The following is an 18,662-nucleotide window of genomic DNA, read 5'->3' as shown; positions in this document are numbered from 1 at the left end:
CATCTACATTCCAATGACAAAACCAGCAGATGTCAGTACCAAACGTTTAATTAGTCTTGCTCCTGATAATTGGGTACGATGGGTAACGCAAATTCCCGATCTAACTGCTAGCGAAATTCTCAACTCGGAATTTCAGTGGATTAGCCGCGAAAGTGATGTTTTAATCCGCGTTGAAAATCCTCAATTCGGACAGTTTTTAGTTCTCAACGAATTACAATTACGCTATATTTCAAAAATGCCGCGTCGGATGCGTTGTTATTCGGGGCTTGCGGAAGAAAAATACGATTTACCAACATACCCCATATTAATCAATATTCTCAAAACAAGTAACGCGGAAATACCGACAACTTATGAATCAAATATTGCCGGATTACGCGCAATTCAAGACTATTGCGTTATCAATTTGTGGGAAGTTGATGTCAATATCGTTTTCGATCAACCATTACCTTCCTTGCTTCCATTCGTTCCTATTCTCAAAGGTGGTGAAGACGAATCAGTAATTCGAGAAGCCTTACAGGTTTTGCGTCAAGACGAACAACTCAACCAATTAGAAACAGTCTTGGCTTTTTTTGCTACTTTTGTATTAGAAAGTAGTTTAGTTCAAGAAATCATGAGGTGGGATATGGCTGTGTTACGCGAATCGCCTTGGTATCAAGAAATTTTACGTGAGGGAGAAGCCCGTGGGGAACAACGTGGAAAAAGAGAACAAATGCTGTCAAATATTGAAATGAGTTTAGAGGTTAAGTTTGGTAGCGATGGCTTGCAATTGATGCCACAAATAGAACAAAAATCTGATTTAGAAGAATTAAAAACGGTTTTACGAAATATTATCGCTGCAAATACAGTTGAGGAATTGCAACAAATACTCTAACATCATTCTCCGCACACCTCCGCGTTTACCTCCGCGCCACTTTGCGTTTCGGAATTACACCTCGTATCCCACCTCTAGCACCTTCAACATCTCCTTTATAACGAGGAATTACATGAATTCCGGCGTGCATAACATTTTGCCCTGCATCTCGATTAATATTCATTCCTACATTAAAACCGTCTGGTGCAAATTCTTTACCGATGATTTCTTGCACTTTATTAGCCATTAACCAGCAAGCTGATTGTTCTTTAAACGGTAGCTCAAAATAGTTGCTGATGTGACGTTTGGGAATAATTAATGTATGTCCTTTACTTAAGGGATATCCGTCGAGCATGGCATAGGCTGTTGCTGATTCGGTTAGTAATGTTAGGCTTTGGCGAGGATTGCAGAATATGCAGTTTTCAGATGAATGTTTATGATAGTTATAATGAATATATTCGTATATTTCGCAGTTATCGTTTAAATATATTGAATTAAAAGGAAGTTTTACATTACATTGGTATGTAGGTTTTTTATGGACATAATGTTCTCGAAATCCTTCTTTTTTAATATCTCTTCTGACGGCGAAATAGGCTTTACCTCCTGGTTTCAATAAATGCGATATTTCCATTAAAACGTCGGCTTGCTTTTCTGGGAATAAAACGTTTAGAACATAAAAACAAATTATTGTATCGAATTTATTTTGTGGGTATTGGGGAAAATAATAAGGGTCGTAACCTGTAATGTCAAATCCTTGTTTTTGCAACACTTTGACATCGCTACCAAATCCGCAACCGAAGTCTAAAATTTTGCCTTGTAGTAATTCTTTTTGTAATAAAAGCTTGGCTGGATATGATAAATTATTCCTTTCTATTGCAGTAAGGTGAGCGAAGTTATTTTGTTGTTTTTTCATTTAATTATATATAACGAAATAAACCAAGGTTTTTAAAAACTTCGATGTCAGGATTAAAGTTTATTTATTAATTTAAAATATAGCTTAATGAAGTAGTTCTTACGTTCAGTAAATTTTCGGGTATTGTTCTTTTTTAACGCAAAGGGACGCGAAGGTATGCGCGGAGGGTACGCAAAGGAGATGGGGAGACAAGAAGAAGAATAAATAATCCAAAACTCCTGACAACTAACTACTAACCACTAACAACTAATAACTAACTGCATAAGTTGATTTAACCTACACCTATTAATAGATAGCTGCATATTAAACCTCAAATGCTCCTTGGGTAGGAGGGTAGGGTTTTTCCTCACCCTTCTCCCTTTTCTGGCTTTACGAGAGTTCTAATTTTTATTTTCCGTAAATATATAGTTATTGACTGTTTCTTTATCAAGCTGGCTTGATAATTACTTCATAAATAACGCAATGAAAAAAAATATTGATTTTAGCAGCCAACCCTACGGATACTTCCAAGCTGCGATTGCTTCGTTCCATTCCCTAAGAGGGAACACTTTGTGAACGCAATGACGTTTTACATCTAATTAAACCTGCCTACTTAAAATAAAATGAATAACAACGAAGAGAATGAAAATCGCGAGATTAATACAGGTGATGGTAACTATAACGAGCGGATTCAAGGTGATTATATCCAACAACAAGGTAACTTTGGAGTTGGTGTCAATAAAGGAACAATAATTAATAATCCTCCTTCAAAAGAATCTTTTAAACCCATCAAATATATCCCGAAATTTGGCAGTGATAACTTTGTCGGAAGAAAAGATGAACTTATCAAAATTCACGATAAATTTTCTGAAACAAACAATAAAGTCGCCATTTCTTCTGTATCTGGGATGGGTGGTGTTGGGAAAACAGAATTAGCTACGCAGTACGCACGCAGATACGAAGATGATTATCCCGGTGGGATTTGTTGGTTAAATGTTAGAGATACAAATTTAGCTGCGGAAATTATTCAATTTGTCCAGTTGAAAATGGGTTTGAAAATCCCACAAAAAGATATCCAAGAAAATCCGCTGACTCTGGAGGAACAAGTAGCTTGGTGTTGGCAAAATTGGCAGCCACCTGAAGGTTTGGTGTTGGTAATATTAGATGATGTGACGAATTTGGAAGGGTTTGCTGATTTACTACCATCTTTTGAGCGCTTCCGGGTTTTGGTGACAACCAGATTGCGAGATATCGACACCAATATTGAGGAAATATCCCTTGATGTGTTGTCACCAGAGGAAGCTTTAGAATTATTCAAAAAATTAATTGGTGAAAGGAAAGTAAATAAAGAATTTTATTCAGCCCAAGAATTATGTAAATGGTTGGGATATTTACCTTTAGGGATAGAATTAGTCGGAAGGTATATCAAGAAAAAACCTCCCCATTTTACTTTAAAGAAAATGCTGGAACAGTTGCAAGAACAACGACTGCATCAAGATGCGATGAATCCCCAGCAAAAAGGATTACGTACAGCCCAATTAGGAGTTTTAGACGCATTTGAATTAAGTTGGAAAGAACTCAATCCTACAACACGGGAGTTTGCTGCATTATTAAGTCTATTTGCAGCAAATATTTTTGAGTGGGAATGGGTAGAATCGATGAGTAAATCCCTCAATTGGGATGAATCTGATGTTGGGGTAGCTATTGAGGAAGTTTACCAACGTAATTTGGTGCAGTCTTTAGAATATGAAGATGCATCTTACTATCAAATTCATCCTTTAATTCGAGAGTTTTTACAAACTAAATTAAAAGCATCCGCACAAATAAATGAGTTCAAACAAGTATTTACTAGCACTTTTATTCAAATTGCTCAAACAATTCTCGAAACAACAACCCTTGAGGATATCAAGTCAGTTACAAACGCGATTCCCCATTTAACAGAAGTCGCAGAAAATCACCTTGATGCACTCAGCGATGAAAATTTAATTTGGGTTTTTATTGGTTTAGCTAGGTTTTATGAAGGACAAGGTTTATATGCTTTAGCGGAACCTTGGAAACTGCAATGTCTATCAACAGTACGCGAGCGTTTGGGAGAAAATCATCCCCATGTTGCAGCCAGCTTGAACAATTTAGCTGCACTTTACCACTCCCAAGGAAGGTACGAAGCAGCAGAACCTCTTTATATTCAAGCTTTGGAGTTAAGTAAACAGCTACAGGGAGTTAATCATCCCGATGTTGCTGCCAGCTTGAACAATTTAGCTCTACTTTACAAATCCCAAGGAAGGTACGAAGCAGCAGAACCTCTTTATATTCAAGCTTTGGAGTTAAGTAAACAGCTACAGGGAGTTAATCATCCCGATGTTGCAATGAGCTTGAACAATTTAGCTCTACTTTACGACTCCCAAGGAAGGTACGAAGCAGCAGAACCTCTTTATATTCAAGCTTTGGAGTTATCTAAACAGCTACTCGGAGAAAATCATCCCCATGTTGCAATGAGCTTGAACAATTTAGCTGAACTTTACTACTCCCAAGGAAGGTACGAAGCAGCAGAACCTCTTTATATTCAAGCTTTGGAGATTTTGGAACGGGTTTTGGATGCAAATCATCCGCATCTGGTGAAGTGTCGGGGAAATTTGGAAGATTTACGGGTAAAGCAGGGAACAGTGGACAGTTGACGTTTGAAATGATTATTACGATTTTTCTTCAAACAATACATCTAAATCCCGATATCCATTCACAACCCGTAAAATTTCAATTTCTTGTTCGATTTGACGATAGAAAATCAAATAATCATCTACAGGAAAACTACGCAACGAGGTTAAAAGTTGATCACGCTTGCTTCCCATATTAGGGAAATTTGCCAAATTACGACTTTTTTGATTAATTTTCTTTAACAAACGCTCTGCTGTATCAAAACTGCTGTTGTCAGCAACATAATCAATAATATTCTCAATATCCCGACTTGCAGGAACAGTAAATCTACAGATTTTACTCATTCCCAGCTTGCTGACGACGCTGTTGTAATTTCTGCTCTAGTTGACGAAAAACTATCTCCCCATCAATAACTTCCCCACGCTCGGAAGCTTCAACCCCAATTGCAATTTCCCGTTTCAATTCCTCGAATCTACGTTTATAAATGTTTTCTCTTTCCTCAAGCAATTTAATACCGGCAATAATCACTTCCTCTGTTGAAGCATATTTACCGCTTGCAATTTGACTTTGGATAAATTGCTCTAATTCTGGAGTTAGGGAAATACTCATAAATATTATTTACCATTTATTATTGTTTATAATTTTAAATTAAATCGGACTTACGCAAAAGCAAGCATTATCCGTCATTACGAGCAACAACGACGTAATCTAGCTAAACGTTGGGATTACAACATACGTCGCAATGACAGTTTTACAATCAGCACTTACGCAAAAGTAACGTAACCGCGTCATTACGAGCGACAGCGAAGTAATCCCAAGAATGCCGCGATTGCTTCCCTACACTGCGTTCCGGTCGCAATGACAAATTTCCGTTGCGTAAGTCCTAACAATAACTCGTTGCCGATCAAAGAAATGGTTAATTCACCTCCCCAAGATGCACGCTGGTAAAATAAGTCATATAAACAAAACCTTTTTCGTTCTTAAATCGCTGATATAAATTCTCTAATTCATCAACAACTTTTTCGTAATCTTCTCCTGTTTTAGGAAGATAAGAAACACTCATCGCACGTCCAATAAGTCCAGTTAAATCTAATTCTTGTTGATAAACAAAAGTATATTCTTGAAAGTTATTAAAATAATTCGTTTCTGTTAAAGGTTCCGTTGATTTCATCTTCGATTCTGCTGGATGATTCTTTGATGCTTCACGAACTATTCTGCTATATTCTGCCGTAAATTCGTCGTTTTCATTGCGAAAATTCCACACTACCGCTAATTTTCCTTGTGGTTTCAGAATGCGGCGAAATTCGGATAAAGTTGGTTGGGGAGTAAACCAGTGAAATGCTTGAAAACAAGTTACTAAATCAACTGATGCGTCTGGTAAATCAGTCTTTTCTGCCGTACCATCTTTCCATTCCACCGAAGATGTCGCATCTCTAATACCAGCGTTTCTCATTTCCGGATTTGGTTCGATCGCAATTACTTTTATGTCGCGAGCAGCTAATAACCGCGAAGCAATTCCGGTACCCGCTCCAATATCTGCTGCTGTAATTGGTAAGGTAAAATTTTCGAGGATTTGATCGATTGCTGCTTTTGGATAGCTAGGGCGATATTTTGCGTAATCTTCGACTCTATCGGAGAATCGATTTAGGGGATTTAGTGTGTGTAATGGGGTTAGTGAGTTGTTAGTTTCGGTCATTTTATTAATCATTATATTAGAGTATCTGGCGGTTGAAACCGCTGCTACACAGGCAAAATCCACCTCCGTGGATTAATAATGGATTTTTAACCCGCGCAGGCGGGTTTCGTTTGTGTAGACGCGGTTTCAACCGCCGGGTAATGTGTGAAATTACATTTCAAAATCCACCTCCGTGGATTAATGGATTTTTAACCCGCGCAGGCGGGTTTTGCTTGTGTAGACGCGGTTTCAACCGCCGGGTAATGTGTGAAATTAAACTTCAACAAACATTCGCCAAATGCACGCTATTACGATAAACAAGATAAACGAAACCATCTGAATTACAAAAGCGTTGAAACAAATTTTCTAAATCATCAACAAGTTGCTTTTGTACTGTTTCTTCCGACGAAATAAACGAAACACTTTTTGCAAGACCAATTAAACTTGATAAATCTAATTCTTGTTTATAAGGAAATTTATAGCAATCAATATATTCAAAATCCAAACTTTTTCTCAAAGGTTCAATTTTAGAACTAAAATCTGTTGGCGGACGATTATTTGCTGCTTTACTAATCAATTCACCATAAACTTTGGTAAATTCATCTTCGCGATTGATATCTTGAAAAACTATCGCTAATTTTCCTTGTGGTTTTAGAATGCGGCGAAATTCCGTTAAAGTTGGTTGAGGATTAAACCAGTGAAAAGATTGAAAACAAGTTATTAAATCAATTGATGCATCGGGTAAATTAGTCGCTTCTGCATTTCCATTTTTCCATTCAACATTTTGATGTTTTTCAGCAGCTTCTCTCATCGCTGAATTTGGCTCAATTGCAATTACATTTACACCTTTCTCAGCTAACTGACGTGCAGAAATTCCCGTACCAGCACCAATATCCGCCGCGAAAAGTTGATTTAGTGGTGCTAAATTTTCTAGAATTTTATTAATAACTGCATCTGGATAAATTGGACGGTATTTTGTGTAATTTTCTGCTTTATCGGAGAAACGAGTTAAGGGATTGAGGTTGTATAAGGGTGTGGTGAAATTCATTTATATAACTCATTGGGATGCAATACAAATTTTACCTCACCCTGTCCTTGCGGACATCCCTCTCCTTAACAATGAGAGGGAAAAAGGGTGAGGTTTTCAATGTAAAAGTCAATTATAAACATTAAAAATTCCACTGTGATATTAGCATTTAACTAATTACTTTAAACACTTTTACAATGACTAAATTAACAGTCCCCGGTATTCAACCTTTACCGTTATTTGGACGCACTATATTATTATCAAAATTTGTTGGAGATTCGCTAGGTTTTACCAGTCAACTATTCCAAAAATACGGTAATTTAGTTTCCCTTGCTCGTGGTGGTGGTACTAATACTTACTCTCCATTACCAAATTGTCCCGGTACTGTTTTTACTTATGGTGCCCAAAATGTCCAAACTGTCACAAGTCAACATGAAATTTATTACAAATATCCTTTGACTGGTGGATTATATAGCAGAAGAGATGAATCGAAACGTACAGAACCTTTGAAACATTTTGGTGTGGGTTTGTTTGGTGTAAATAGCGATGCTCATCGTCGTCACCGTCAGCTATTAATGCCAGCTTTTCATCAAAAACGTATCGAGTCTTACCGGAATACTTTCGTTGAAATTACAGAGGCGATCGCCAATCAATTAGAAGTTAATCAAGTCATGAATATTGCTAAATTAATGCGATCACTGACATTAAGGGTAGCCACCAAAACTTTATTCGGTGTGGATATGGGTGAAAAAGGTAGTAAAAGCGCCGCACTTCTGCAAAAAATTGGCATTTTATTAGGTAATCCGAAAACGATGGTTTTACCCTTCGATTTACCGGGGTTTCCTTTCCGTCAGATGATGACTTTAATGGCTGAGTTAGACGAAGAAATGCGCGGGATAATTCGCTCTCGACAAGCTTCAGATAGCGATACAGGAGATGTGCTTTCAATGTTGATCCAAGCAAGAGATGCTGAAACTGGAATGACATTAAGCGAAGATGAATTACTCGGACACGTGAGTGTAATATTTGCTGCTGGACACGAAACCAGCGCTAATGCTTTAAATTGGACATTATTTTTACTTTCCCAACATCCACAAATTGCTGCTGATTTACTCGATGAACTCGAAGCAGTATTACAGGGAGCAGCACCCACAATCGAACAATTGCAGCAATTACCATTATTAGAGCGAGTCATTAAAGAAAGTTTGCGGATATTACCTCCAGTACCTTGGAATGCTCGTGTCACATCCCAACCAACCACCTTAGAAGGCTATGAATTACCCACAGGAACTGAAGTTTGGCTAAGTATTTACCACACTCATCACAGTCCCGAAATTTACTCTGAACCTAATAAATTTAATCCCCAACGTTGGCAAAATTTAGAAGTAGATAACTTTTCATACAATCCCTTCAGTGCTGGTTCTCGTAAATGTATCGGAGCCGGATTTGCGATGATGGAAATCAAAATTGTATTAGCAATGTTGCTGCAAAAATTCCGTTTTCAATGTTTACCACAACAAACAATTAATCGTAGCGCTTTGATTGTTTTGGCTGCTAAAGGTGGTTTACCGATGTTAGTTTGTCAGCAAGATCGAGAATTTAGTCAGGGAGTTGGAGGATTAAGGGGGAATATTCGCGAGATGGTGGAATTACAGTGAGCAGTTAAGAGTTAGCAGTTATCAATTAATAGTTTGACTCTCATTATTTTCTTCCTCTGCGCTCTCTGCGACTCTGCGGTTTTTTTTGATCGGTATCTTTAGCATTCGTTAAATCAGACATCTGTAGATAGTTTTAAGTTAAAACTTCAAAATTCTTCCCCTTCCATTAATTCTTCCAATTGCATCATTAATTCGGGAAGGTTATTTTCAATCGTATTCCAAACTATTCTTTGATTAACTTGAAAATATTCATGAGCCATTACATTCCTCATATCAGCAACAATGCGCCAAGGAATGTTAGGGTAACGCAATTGAATTTCAGGAGGAATATTTATTGCTGCTTACCCAATAATCAAAAAGTCGTAGAAAACCGCTTTTGCTATAGTCTCGTTAGCTTGAAAATCAGCAAAGGTTAAATCAGCGACACGATTTTGAACTGAAGTAATAGCTTGTATCATATCCCGTACACGAAAACGCCAATCTCTAGAAGGCACGAATCACATCCTTAGTAATAGGTTCTCTTAAATTTTCTCGCAAAGTGTCCAAAGTTCCAATATCTACAGAACGTTCTAATATATCTTCTAAATAAAGCTTTACTTTTATAAACTCAAATAATCCAACCTCACGATTAAATTCTACAAAAAAATCGACATCGCTATCTTCTCGCGCTTCATTCCGTGCAACAGAGCCAAACAAATCTAAAGACTTGACACCCATTTTTTGTAATTGTTCTTGATGCTTTTCAACAATTGCTAAAACTTCATCGCGTTTCATGATATTTCATTAGTTGTGTAGTTGATTTTATCTAAATATCTATCTATGATCTGCTGAATGATAATGGGTGATAAAGTTTGGGATTTCCATATATATAAAATAAACTTAATTATCCTAATAGTACAGATGTTTGCACATTTGAGAAAAAATCAACCGCTTTTCATTTGCGTTGCTTCTCACTATTCGCTACCACAATCAATGTATATTTATTCTATCGTTGCAAAATAAGAAACCATCATTTATACCACCCAGCAATATGCATCACAATTAAACCCATCAACTTCACAAAACAACAAAATACTTAAATAAAATTACTACCCTCGTTCCCTCTCCTTACTAAGGCTACCGTGTACACACAAGTCTTAGAATCCTACCTGGAACATTGTTTTGAACTATTAGCTAAATCGCTCAAAGCCCAGTCATTGCGTTCACGTTCACGAAGTATGCCCGAAGGGCTTAGTGTTCCCTACACCGGGAATGGAGGAACGACGTTAGCGAAGCGTGTCCGTCAGGACATAGCAATCGCAGTAATTTGACCATTAATGCGATTGCTTCGCTTCGCTCGCAATGACGATTCAACGCGGTTAAAATCCCTGAAACCTATATAGAGAGTACTTGTGTGTACACGGTAGCCTTACTAAGGAGAGGGATGTCCGACAAGACAGGGTGAGGCTAATTGCTTGCAGCTAACTGAAAAAAACAGCCGCCTCCAAGAGACAGCTGTTTACAAAAATAGGGCGTTATTTAATTAACGTAAACTAACCTTTCAGCAAGCTTTCCTCGACTTAATAATCGAAGTCGCCGCCGCCCATTCCAGCGCCAGCACCAGCACCTTCTTTAGGTTCTTGTCTGTCAACAACGATACATTCGGTTGTCAACACCATTGCCGCGATGGAAGCTGCGTTTTGCAGTGCGGAACGAGTTACTTTTGCGGGATCGACGATTCCAGCAGCGAACATATCGGTGTATTCGTTGGTTGCTGCGTTGTAGCCAGTGTTAAATTCTTTTTCTTTAACACGCTCGGAAATTACCGCACCGTTTTGTCCGGCATTTTGAGCAATCCGCATCAAAGGAGCGGGTAATGCGCGGGCTACAATCATTGCACCAATTAATTCTTCACCTTTGAGGTTGGCATTCGCCCACTCTTCCAATTGAGGAGCTAGGTGAGCCAATGTTGTACCACCACCAGGAACGATACCTTCTTCTACAGCAGCTTTGGTAGCGTTGATAGCGTCTTCAAGGCGCAACTTCTTGTCCTTCATTTCGGTTTCGGTTGCAGCACCAACTTTCACAACTGCTACTCCACCGGACAATTTAGCCAAACGCTCTTGCAACTTTTCTTTGTCGTAGGAAGATTCGGTTTCGTCCATTTGACGGCGAATTTGGTCGCAGCGAGATTTAACTGCGGCTTCGTTACCTTCAGCTACGATGGTGGTGCTGTCTTTGGTGATGGTGATGCGGCGAGCCTTACCAAGCATATCTAACTTGGTGGCATCCAGCTTCAAACCAGCATCTTCAGTAACTAACTGTCCACCAGTTAAAACTGCGATATCTTCCAACATCGCTTTACGGCGATCGCCAAATCCAGGTGCTTTGACAGCAGCTACGTTAAGTACTCCGCGCAAACGGTTAACAACCAAAGTTGCTAAAGCTTCTTTCTCAATATCTTCAGCAATGATTATTAACGGCTTGCCGGAACGAGCTACCTGTTCCAAAACGGGTACTAAATCCTGTACCAAAGCAATTTTCTTGTCGGTGAGCAAGATGAAAGGCTCATCGAAATTTGCTTCCATACGTTCTGGATCGGTTGCAAAATAAGGAGAGATATAGCCTTTATCAAAGCGCATCCCTTCTGTAATTTCCAACTCGGTGAACATGGACTTTCCTTCTTCCAAGGAAATCACGCCTTCCTTACCCACCTTATCCATTGCTTGAGCAATCATTTGGCCGACTTCTTCGTCGTTACCAGCACTGATTGAACCAACTTGAGCAATAGCTTTGGAATCTTCTACTGGACGGGCTTGCTCGGCAATTTTTCCTACCAAAAAGGTAGATGCCTTATCAATACCGCGCTTCAAAGAAATAGCGTTAGCGCCAGCCGCAACGTTACGCAAACCTTCTTTAACCATTGCGTGCGCCAAAACTGTCGCGGTGGTGGTTCCATCACCAGCAGCGTCGTTAGTCTTGGAAGCAGCTTGACGAATCAAAGATACGCCAGTGTTTTCTACATGGTCTTCTAATTCAATTTCTTTAGCAATGGTCACACCATCATTAACAATCTGAGGTGAACCAAACTTCTTCTCTAATACTACGTTACGACCTTTAGGACCGAGGGTAACACCCACAGCCTCAGCCAATATGTCCATGCCTTTTTCTAAAGCACGGCGAGCGTTTTCGTTGTAAATAATCCGCTTAGCCATAGTTACCTACTTGTACAGGATCGCTTATCTGTAAAAAAATGTTGTTATTTATCGCCTACACCGTTCTTAATTACTAGTTGCAGTTCCTTTTAAGGATTAACAACTAACAACTAACAACTAGCTACTAACTACTAACTAACAATCGCTAGAATATCCTTCTCAGAAAGCAGTACATATTCGTCGGTACCCAACTTGATATCGGTGCCAGCGTACTTGGAATAAAGAACTTTATCACCGACCTTTACATCCACCGACTGACGACCGCCATCATCCTTCATCTTACCGTCGCCTACTGCTACTACTTCACCTACTTGAGGCTTTTCCTTTGCAGTATCGGGCAAGTATAGACCACCAGCGGTCTTTTCTTCCGATGCGTTGACTTTCACGAAAACGCGATCGCCCAAAGGTTTTACTGTTGAAACGCTTAGAGATACAGCTGCCATAACTTAAATTTCCCTTTTTAGCACTCTCGACTCCTGAGTGCTAATTTAGCGAAGCCAGACGTGCAATGGCAACATTTCCTATAGTACGGGTTCCCGAACTAAGCTTTTCTATAGGTGTACTTAAGTATAAATGCTCAATTTTCCTTTGGTGTTCGGGTTTTATGTAACTACATAAGAAGAGTTTGATATGGCTCGCCATTATTTGCAAAGCCAAGAAATTGTTATAGAACGGAAAAATGTTGCCTTTTTATGCGTGATGATCCAGTGTTTCATTCGAGCGTTCAAGTACAAAAAAGAACTACGATTGACCCTACAAACAGCTTATAAACTATATAGAAACTGTAGGGTTGTCAAAAATTCAACAACGTGTATTTCTATGAAATTAAGCTTTAATTTCTAATTGTTGCTTCTCTAATAGCTAGTTTTAGTTTTAGAAATACTTGAAAAAGTGACTATTTAAGCTCAAAATGGACTCTGTACAAGTGGAAAAATTGGCGACGGTTTCTGATAAACAAAAACCAACTACTTGCGGGAGCGGTTGTTCTAGAACAATAATAGTAGCTTACCCCCCTCTTTGTTTGTGGTAACTACTCCTTTATCCCCGCTCGTAATTGAACGCGCGATTACCGAACGCGCTCCGAAGTATACAAATTGTTTGCGGTGCCGATACTTTTTGTTCGTTCCTTACCATAAAGGCTTCTCTGAATAAGAAATAAAATCTTAAACGAGAGAAGAGCATTCAGTTGGATACGTAAAAGCAGAAAAATAGATGAGGCGCGGGTTATTTTCACTCATTGGTATATTCGCCTAATACTCACCGCCGTGAACATACTCATGATTATTATTTAATGGAATGTTTTTAGCCCGCATCTTTCAAAGCGATATATAATAGCGCATTATAGATACTATTACTCTACGTATCCTTACTGTAGCTCAGCCCGGTTGGTGACGAAATCTTAAGGTCGAGGATAATCTTCCTTGAGAGTTCCACCAATCGAAAATTTTGGTAAGTGGGAAAAAAAGGACAACATCTCAATCATCCACCAATTAGGATAACTATTCAAGACCTTGATGGATCTACGCGCGACAAGTGCCACTGCTATGAAAGAACCCAGCATGAAAGATCACAAACGCTTACTGCTTATAGATGATGACCCTAATCTCATCTTGCTGGTAAAAGACTACTTAGAATTCCGAGGATATGAAGTCGTCACGGCCGAAAATGGTCGGGAAGCTCTGGAAATATTAGAGCTAGACATTCCAGACATGATTATTTGCGACGTGATGATGCCGGAAATGGACGGTTACACCTTTGTAGAACAAGTCCGACAAACCGAACGCACCAGTTGGATACCTGTTCTCTTCCTTTCAGCGAAGGGACAAAGCGCAGATAGAGTAAAAGGTTTGAATAAAGGTGCTGATGTATATATGGTCAAGCCCTTTGAACCCGAAGAACTCGTAGCCCAAGTTGAATCCTCGCTCAAACAAACCATTCGTTGGAAAGAACATCAAGCCAAGGGAGGCGAAAACGGCTCTCGCATCCAGGTACCCTTTGATGTTCAACTAACCCCAACAGAACTAAAAGTAGTGCAGTTTGTGGCTAGAGGTATGGCTAACAGAGAAATCGCTGAAGAATTAAACGTTTCCCAGCGTACCGTTGAAAGCCACGTTTCCAATATGTTGGGTAAAACCAACCTCCACAATCGCACCGAATTAGCTCGCTGGGCGATTGAAAATCAAATGGCATAAGCCCATTTTGGATTTTGGATTTTAGATTAAAATTACTAATCTAAAATCCAGAATCGCTTCAAAAAAGATTAACAATGACTCCTTGCACAATCAAACAGCCATCAGTTATCAGTTATCAGTTGTTCACTAAGGTGTTGACTTTGATAGAAATTCCGCGTTTTTCGTTCACACAACTTTTATGCCGGTAACAATCGCAACACTTATCCCTCACCCCGCCTACGGCACCCCTCTCCAGGAAAAGGGCAGAGGGGAAGGGGAGAGGGCACTCCGCATGAACACCAACGCATTTTTTGCATGAATTTTTATCTTTTAAAAAGGTATAGAGTCAACACCCTAGTTGTTCACCCTATCGGCTAGGGTTCATTGTAATAACTGGGTTTTACCCCTAGTTTATTAATGTGTTAGCTCTCATTGTTCATTGATAACTGATAATTGTTGACTGTTCACTGTTCACTGCTCGCTGTAGTCTTCCGTTCCAAAATTTCTTTTAAAACCAGGGTGACAAACCCCAAACAAGCAAGTAGCACCGCAGCAGCAAAAGCCGTTTCCGTTTCATACTGCTTATAAGCTTGCTCTACAAACAGCGGTAAAGTTTGAGTTTTACGAATAATATTGCCAGATACGACAGATATCGCTCCAAATTCACCCATTGCTCTGGCATTGGTCAAAATCAAGCCATAAAGCAAACCCCAGCGGATATTTGGTAGAGTTACGCGCCAAAAGGTTTGCCATTGACTCGCACCCAAAGTATTTGCAGCTTCCTCTTGAGAAGAACCGATTTCCTCCAAAACCGGAATTACTTCCCGTGCCACAAAAGGCATAGTTACGAAAGCAGTAGCTAAAACCATTCCCGGAAAAGCGAAAATAATCTTAAAATTTACTGCTTCTAATATCCTTCCAAACCAACCATTCTGCCCATAAAGCAAAATCATCATCAAACCAACAACCACCGGCGATACAGAAAAAGGAACATCTAAAATACTCATCACAAAAGCCCTTCCGGGGAAGCGATTGCGAGCCAAAACCCAAGCCGCACAAAGACCGAATACAGCATTTACCGGCACCACAATCAAAGCAATAAGTAAAGTCAGCCCCACCGCGCTGACAAAATCATCAGTTGTCAAATTCCTAAAAAATTCCCCAATACCACCTTTAAAAGCTTGATAAAAAACATTTGCAGCCGGAATAAATAATACCAATCCCAAGTAAGTGATAGCACTGATAATTAAAAGTCTTTTACCCATAATTAAATAAGAGTTAGTTGTTGGTTGTTAGTTGTTAGTTATCAGGGATAAAAATCAGGAATTAAGAGTTAGGAATTAGGAATTAGGAATTGTATCAATTACCAATTACCAATTTGATAATTGATAATTGTTCATTGATAATTGATTACTGATACCTCTTTCCCCAAGCTTGTAATAAGTTAATTGCTAATAAAATTAACAGCGAAATTCCTAAAAGTACGGTGCCAATTACTGTTGCACCAGCGTAATCATATTGTTCCAAACGTTGGAAAATTAATACTGATGCAATTAAATCTTTGAAAGCAATATTTGAAGAGACAATTACAATCGAACCGTACTCTCCAACAGCACGAGAAAAGCCTAAAGCAATACCCGTTAATAAAGCTGGAAATAAAGGTGGAAAAATCACTTGCCAAAAAGTTTGAAACTTCGACGCTCCCAAACTCCAAGCAGCTTCTTCTATTTCGTGTTCCATTTCTTGCAACACCGGCTGCAACGCTCGCACGATAAACGGTAGCGAAATAAACAGCATTGCCACAAAAACACCAAAGCGATTAAAAGCAACTTTAATACCTAATGGTGCTAATAAAGAACCAATCCAACCATTCTCCGAGTAAACATTAGCTAAAGTTAAACCAGCTACCGCCGTGGGCAAAGCAAAAGGTAAATCGATTGCCGCATCCACAAGGCGCTTCAGCGGAAAGTCATATCTGACAAGTACCCAAGCAATTAATAAACCAAAAGCACCATTAACAGCAGTCGCAACCAAGGCAGTCACAAAAGTGACATTGTAAGCAGAAAGTGCGATCGCGCTAGTAGCAATCCGCCAAAATTCGCTTAACCCCACCTGAGAAGCCTGCAAAAGCAAAGCCGTCACCGGAAGCAACAGCATGAGAGTCAGATAACCAATAGTAATTCCCCAAGGCAAAGAGAATTGAGGAACTTTCGATTTTCGATTTTGAATTCGAGATTGTGCAACAGCCATTTTCAGTTAACAGTTACCAGTGAACAGTTATCAGTGTAGAGACGTAGCAGTGCTACGTCTGTTAGGAGTTAGGAATTAGTTTGAAAATAATTATCTACCCCCTTTTCCCTCTCTCCTATCCCCCATTCCCAATTCTCTTCTGAATTTGATCAAATGCTGCATTATCGGCAAAGAATTTATTTTGAACTTTATCCCAACCACCTAATTCTTTGACGGTAAATAGGGTTTTAACTGGAGGATATTTAGCAGCGAATTCTTGTTTTACAATTGGATTTACTGGGCGAAATCCGATTTTTGCAAATTCTCTCTGGGCTGCGGGAGTAAATAAATATTCTACAAAGGCTTCTGCTATTTCTCGATTGCCATGTTTATCTACATTTTTATCAATCACCGCAACGGGATTTTCAATCAAAATATTAGTTTCGGGGACAATATAATTACTCGGTTTACCTTTCAAACCAGCTAAAATCAATTCGTTTTCATAATTAATTAAAACATCACCCTGCCCTTGATTAAAAAATGCATCGCTGGCTTCGCGGGCATCTCTGGGTAATATTGGAACGTTTTGATAAACCTTGCTGGTAAAATCTAAAGCTTGAGCATCTTTTGCGCCAGTTTCTATTTTGGAACCATATAAAGCCAAGAAATTCCACCGCGCAACACCAGAAGTTTTCGGGTTTGCGGTTATGATGCTAACGTCGTCTTTTGTCAAGTCTTCCCAAGTTTTAATTTGTTTGGGATTACCTTTGCGGGTTACTAAAGCGGCGACAGATTGAGTCACAATGCTATTATTGGGCGCTTCGCTTTCCCATCCCGGTTGAATTAAACCGGCTTTGGCAATTTTTTTCATATCCAGCGCCAAAGCTAACTCCACCACGTCAGCATCTAAACCATCAACTACAGCACGGGTTTGAGCGCCCGAAGCCCCATAACTTTCGTAAAAACGCACCGTTTGATTGTGTTGTTGCTTCCACTCTTCGATGAATTGAGGAATAATTTTTCTATAAGCTGGTTTGGTGACTGCATAGGAAACCAGCGTTAAATCGACGCGATTAGAATTTTGAGCATTCGACGCACTACAGGAAATTAGCGAAACCGTTAAACTCAAACTCAATAAAAATAATAAAACAAAATTTTTGATTCCACCCTTTGATGTTAATCGGGCAACGAAGCGCCAAAGCCCCATTTTTAGTTTCCCCTGTTAATCTACGGTAACTCGGTCAAGATACCGGGTTTTATATTTTTTTATCCTACAACATGATGGGGACGCAGGGAGATGGGGAGACAAAGGGAAGATTAAATAACTGCTAACTGCATAAGTTGATTAGATTTACACCCATTAATAAATAAGACACCTATGGGAGGGGAGTAAGGATTTTTACTTACCCCTTTTCCCTTTTCTTAATTTGAGGAAGTTCTAAATTTTCTTTCCCGAAATAATACGGTTATTAGCTGTATGTCTATAAAGCTGGCTTCATAAATATTTCATAAATAGCGCTATGAAAAAAATCTTGATTTTAGCAGCTAATCCCACGGATACAAGTAAACTGCGATTGGATGTAGAGGTGCGGGAAATCCAAGCAGCACACAGAAAAGCTAGGAATAGAGAAGAGATTGAAATTATTGGCGGATAGGCTGTGCGGGTGTGGGATGAATCTGATGTTGAGGTAGCTATTGACGAAGTTTACCAACGTCATTTGGTGCAGCCTTTAGAATCTGAAGATGCATTTTACTATCAAATTCATCCCTTAATTCGTGAATTTTTACAAGTTAAATTACAAGCATCTGCACTTAGAAACGAGTTAATACAAGCATTTACGAACACTTTTATTGAAATTGCTCAAACTATTCACTATGGAGCAACTCTAGAATTTCTTAACTTTGTCAAAAATGCGATTCCCCATTTAACAGAAGTGGTGGAAAATCAACTTGATGCAGTCAGCGATGAAAATTTATATTGGCCTTTTATTGGTTTAGCTAGATTTTACGATGGACAAGGTTTATATTCATTAGCAGAACCTTGGCATAAGCAATGTCTATCAGCAGTGCGATCGCGTTTAGGAGATAATCATCCCGACACAGCAATGAGTTTGAACAATTTAGCTAATCTCTACTTTAGTCAAGGAAGGTACTCGGAAGCTGAACCTCTTTATATCCAAGCTGTGGAGATAGTGGAGCGGGTTTTGGGAGAAAATCATCCGCTTAGGAAGATTATTCGCAATAATTTTGAGGATTTTCGTAAAAAGCAGGGAGAAAGTGGAAATCAGTGAACAGTTATCAGTTAACAGTTATC

Annotated in this window: 18 protein-coding genes; 6 read left to right on the top strand and 12 right to left on the bottom strand. The window is 39.1% G+C overall.

The genetic code is table 11. From position 1 onward, the window contains the following. Nucleotides 1-13: 13 nt before the first annotated feature. Nucleotides 14-871: an Rpn family recombination-promoting nuclease/putative transposase gene (locus ACM03V_RS24155; protein WP_414623344.1), complete on the top strand. Its 858-nt coding sequence runs from the start codon at nucleotides 14-16 to the stop codon at nucleotides 869-871. Between the two features lie 25 nt (nucleotides 872-896). Here ACM03V_RS24155 and ACM03V_RS24150 read toward each other — a convergent pair whose 3' ends face one another. Beyond that, entirely contained in the window at nucleotides 897-1,763 is an 867-nt protein-coding gene (locus ACM03V_RS24150) for a bifunctional class I SAM-dependent methyltransferase/HIT family protein (RefSeq protein WP_414623343.1), read from the bottom strand. A gap of 602 nt (nucleotides 1,764-2,365) precedes the next feature. Between ACM03V_RS24150 and ACM03V_RS24145 the strand changes: the two genes are divergently transcribed. Then, on the top strand, nucleotides 2,366-4,417 hold the full coding sequence (locus tag ACM03V_RS24145) for a tetratricopeptide repeat protein (protein WP_414623342.1): 2,052 nt from the start codon (nucleotides 2,366-2,368) through the stop codon (nucleotides 4,415-4,417). A gap of 15 nt (nucleotides 4,418-4,432) precedes the next feature. On the opposite strand, the gene ACM03V_RS24140 is transcribed toward ACM03V_RS24145, so the two are convergent. The 4 genes from ACM03V_RS24140 to ACM03V_RS24125 all read right to left on the bottom strand — a co-directional run bounded on the left by ACM03V_RS24140 (nucleotide 4,433) and on the right by ACM03V_RS24125 (nucleotide 7,117). Further along, a complete protein-coding gene (locus ACM03V_RS24140) occupies nucleotides 4,433-4,738 on the bottom strand; it encodes a type II toxin-antitoxin system RelE/ParE family toxin (protein ID WP_414623341.1) in 306 nt (101 codons plus the stop codon). Then, nucleotides 4,731-5,003: a type II toxin-antitoxin system ParD family antitoxin gene (locus ACM03V_RS24135; protein ID WP_414623340.1), complete on the bottom strand. Its 273-nt coding sequence runs from the start codon at nucleotides 5,001-5,003 to the stop codon at nucleotides 4,731-4,733. Before ACM03V_RS24135 ends, ACM03V_RS24140 begins: the two co-directional genes overlap by 8 nt. 307 nt (nucleotides 5,004-5,310) lie before the next feature. Further along, nucleotides 5,311-6,090: a class I SAM-dependent methyltransferase gene (locus ACM03V_RS24130; RefSeq protein ID WP_414623339.1), complete on the bottom strand. Its 780-nt coding sequence runs from the start codon at nucleotides 6,088-6,090 to the stop codon at nucleotides 5,311-5,313. A gap of 259 nt (nucleotides 6,091-6,349) precedes the next feature. Then, entirely contained in the window at nucleotides 6,350-7,117 is a 768-nt protein-coding gene (locus tag ACM03V_RS24125) for a class I SAM-dependent methyltransferase (protein WP_414623338.1), read from the bottom strand. 176 nt (nucleotides 7,118-7,293) lie between these two features. On the opposite strand from ACM03V_RS24125, the gene ACM03V_RS24120 reads away from it, so the two are divergent. After that, nucleotides 7,294-8,754 carry a cytochrome P450 gene (locus ACM03V_RS24120; protein ID WP_414623337.1) on the top strand — a complete coding sequence of 487 codons (1,461 nt, stop codon included), beginning with the start codon at nucleotides 7,294-7,296 and terminating at the stop codon, nucleotides 8,752-8,754. A 146-nt stretch (nucleotides 8,755-8,900) separates the two neighbouring features. Here the strand turns inward: ACM03V_RS24120 and ACM03V_RS24115 are convergent, their stop codons facing one another. The 4 genes from ACM03V_RS24115 to groES all read right to left on the bottom strand — a co-directional run bounded on the left by ACM03V_RS24115 (nucleotide 8,901) and on the right by groES (nucleotide 12,391). Beyond that, nucleotides 8,901-9,083, bottom strand: coding sequence for a DUF86 domain-containing protein (locus ACM03V_RS24115; RefSeq protein ID WP_414623386.1), 183 nt, complete (start codon nucleotides 9,081-9,083; stop codon nucleotides 8,901-8,903). Between the two features lie 154 nt (nucleotides 9,084-9,237). Then, on the bottom strand, nucleotides 9,238-9,528 hold the full coding sequence (locus tag ACM03V_RS24110) for a nucleotidyltransferase family protein (RefSeq protein WP_414623336.1): 291 nt from the start codon (nucleotides 9,526-9,528) through the stop codon (nucleotides 9,238-9,240). 785 nt (nucleotides 9,529-10,313) lie between these two features. After that, nucleotides 10,314-11,948 carry a chaperonin GroEL gene (gene groL / locus ACM03V_RS24105; protein ID WP_414623335.1) on the bottom strand — a complete coding sequence of 545 codons (1,635 nt, stop codon included), beginning with the start codon at nucleotides 11,946-11,948 and terminating at the stop codon, nucleotides 10,314-10,316. Between the two features lie 131 nt (nucleotides 11,949-12,079). After that, nucleotides 12,080-12,391 carry a co-chaperone GroES gene (gene groES, locus ACM03V_RS24100; RefSeq protein ID WP_414623334.1) on the bottom strand — a complete coding sequence of 104 codons (312 nt, stop codon included), beginning with the start codon at nucleotides 12,389-12,391 and terminating at the stop codon, nucleotides 12,080-12,082. A 1,071-nt stretch (nucleotides 12,392-13,462) separates the two neighbouring features. Between groES and ACM03V_RS24095 the strand changes: the two genes are divergently transcribed. Continuing rightward, a complete protein-coding gene (locus ACM03V_RS24095) occupies nucleotides 13,463-14,140 on the top strand; it encodes a response regulator transcription factor (protein WP_096660377.1) in 678 nt (225 codons plus the stop codon). 443 nt (nucleotides 14,141-14,583) lie between these two features. Here ACM03V_RS24095 and cysW read toward each other — a convergent pair whose 3' ends face one another. From cysW to ACM03V_RS24080, 3 genes are all read right to left on the bottom strand, one after another. Then, nucleotides 14,584-15,384 (bottom strand): sulfate ABC transporter permease subunit CysW, encoded by an 801-nt coding sequence (gene cysW / locus ACM03V_RS24090; RefSeq protein WP_414623333.1) that lies wholly within the window; start codon nucleotides 15,382-15,384, stop codon nucleotides 14,584-14,586. Nucleotides 15,385-15,529: 145 nt separating this feature from the next. Further along, nucleotides 15,530-16,369, bottom strand: coding sequence for a sulfate ABC transporter permease subunit CysT (gene cysT / locus ACM03V_RS24085; RefSeq protein ID WP_414623332.1), 840 nt, complete (start codon nucleotides 16,367-16,369; stop codon nucleotides 15,530-15,532). Between the two features lie 115 nt (nucleotides 16,370-16,484). After that, nucleotides 16,485-17,555, bottom strand: coding sequence for a sulfate ABC transporter substrate-binding protein (locus ACM03V_RS24080; protein ID WP_414623331.1), 1,071 nt, complete (start codon nucleotides 17,553-17,555; stop codon nucleotides 16,485-16,487). Between the two features lie 313 nt (nucleotides 17,556-17,868). On the opposite strand from ACM03V_RS24080, the gene ACM03V_RS24075 reads away from it, so the two are divergent. Together ACM03V_RS24075 and ACM03V_RS24070 are read left to right on the top strand one after the other, a co-directional pair. After that, nucleotides 17,869-18,003 carry a hypothetical protein gene (locus tag ACM03V_RS24075; RefSeq protein WP_414623330.1) on the top strand — a complete coding sequence of 45 codons (135 nt, stop codon included), beginning with the start codon at nucleotides 17,869-17,871 and terminating at the stop codon, nucleotides 18,001-18,003. Between the two features lie 9 nt (nucleotides 18,004-18,012). Further along, complete coding sequence (locus ACM03V_RS24070) at nucleotides 18,013-18,639, top strand: tetratricopeptide repeat protein (RefSeq protein ID WP_414623329.1); 627 nt, start codon at nucleotides 18,013-18,015, stop codon at nucleotides 18,637-18,639. Nucleotides 18,640-18,662: the final 23 nt, after the last annotated feature.

Origin of the sequence: Calothrix sp. CCY 0018, assembly GCF_963920925.1 — a bacterium.
Lineage (GTDB): Bacteria > Cyanobacteriota > Cyanobacteriia > Cyanobacteriales > Nostocaceae > Rivularia.
This window is presented reverse-complemented; position numbering and strand designations above follow the sequence as displayed.

Coding starts and splice junctions, on each gene's coding strand:
- cysW (WP_414623333.1), bottom strand. CDS start 15,384: ATGGGTAAAAGACTTTTAATTATCAGTGCTATCACTTACTTGGGATTG.
- groES (WP_414623334.1), bottom strand. CDS start 12,391: ATGGCAGCTGTATCTCTAAGCGTTTCAACAGTAAAACCTTTGGGCGAT.
- ACM03V_RS24135 (WP_414623340.1), bottom strand. CDS start 5,003: ATGAGTATTTCCCTAACTCCAGAATTAGAGCAATTTATCCAAAGTCAA.
- ACM03V_RS24145 (WP_414623342.1), top strand. CDS start 2,366: ATGAATAACAACGAAGAGAATGAAAATCGCGAGATTAATACAGGTGAT.
- ACM03V_RS24125 (WP_414623338.1), bottom strand. CDS start 7,117: ATGAATTTCACCACACCCTTATACAACCTCAATCCCTTAACTCGTTTC.
- cysT (WP_414623332.1), bottom strand. CDS start 16,369: ATGGCTGTTGCACAATCTCGAATTCAAAATCGAAAATCGAAAGTTCCT.
- ACM03V_RS24155 (WP_414623344.1), top strand. CDS start 14: ATGACAAAACCAGCAGATGTCAGTACCAAACGTTTAATTAGTCTTGCT.
- ACM03V_RS24110 (WP_414623336.1), bottom strand. CDS start 9,528: ATGAAACGCGATGAAGTTTTAGCAATTGTTGAAAAGCATCAAGAACAA.
- ACM03V_RS24130 (WP_414623339.1), bottom strand. CDS start 6,090: ATGACCGAAACTAACAACTCACTAACCCCATTACACACACTAAATCCC.
- groL (WP_414623335.1), bottom strand. CDS start 11,948: ATGGCTAAGCGGATTATTTACAACGAAAACGCTCGCCGTGCTTTAGAA.
- ACM03V_RS24150 (WP_414623343.1), bottom strand. CDS start 1,763: ATGAAAAAACAACAAAATAACTTCGCTCACCTTACTGCAATAGAAAGG.
- ACM03V_RS24120 (WP_414623337.1), top strand. CDS start 7,294: ATGACTAAATTAACAGTCCCCGGTATTCAACCTTTACCGTTATTTGGA.
- ACM03V_RS24095 (WP_096660377.1), top strand. CDS start 13,463: ATGGATCTACGCGCGACAAGTGCCACTGCTATGAAAGAACCCAGCATG.
- ACM03V_RS24075 (WP_414623330.1), top strand. CDS start 17,869: ATGAAAAAAATCTTGATTTTAGCAGCTAATCCCACGGATACAAGTAAA.
- ACM03V_RS24080 (WP_414623331.1), bottom strand. CDS start 17,555: ATGGGGCTTTGGCGCTTCGTTGCCCGATTAACATCAAAGGGTGGAATC.
- ACM03V_RS24140 (WP_414623341.1), bottom strand. CDS start 4,738: ATGAGTAAAATCTGTAGATTTACTGTTCCTGCAAGTCGGGATATTGAG.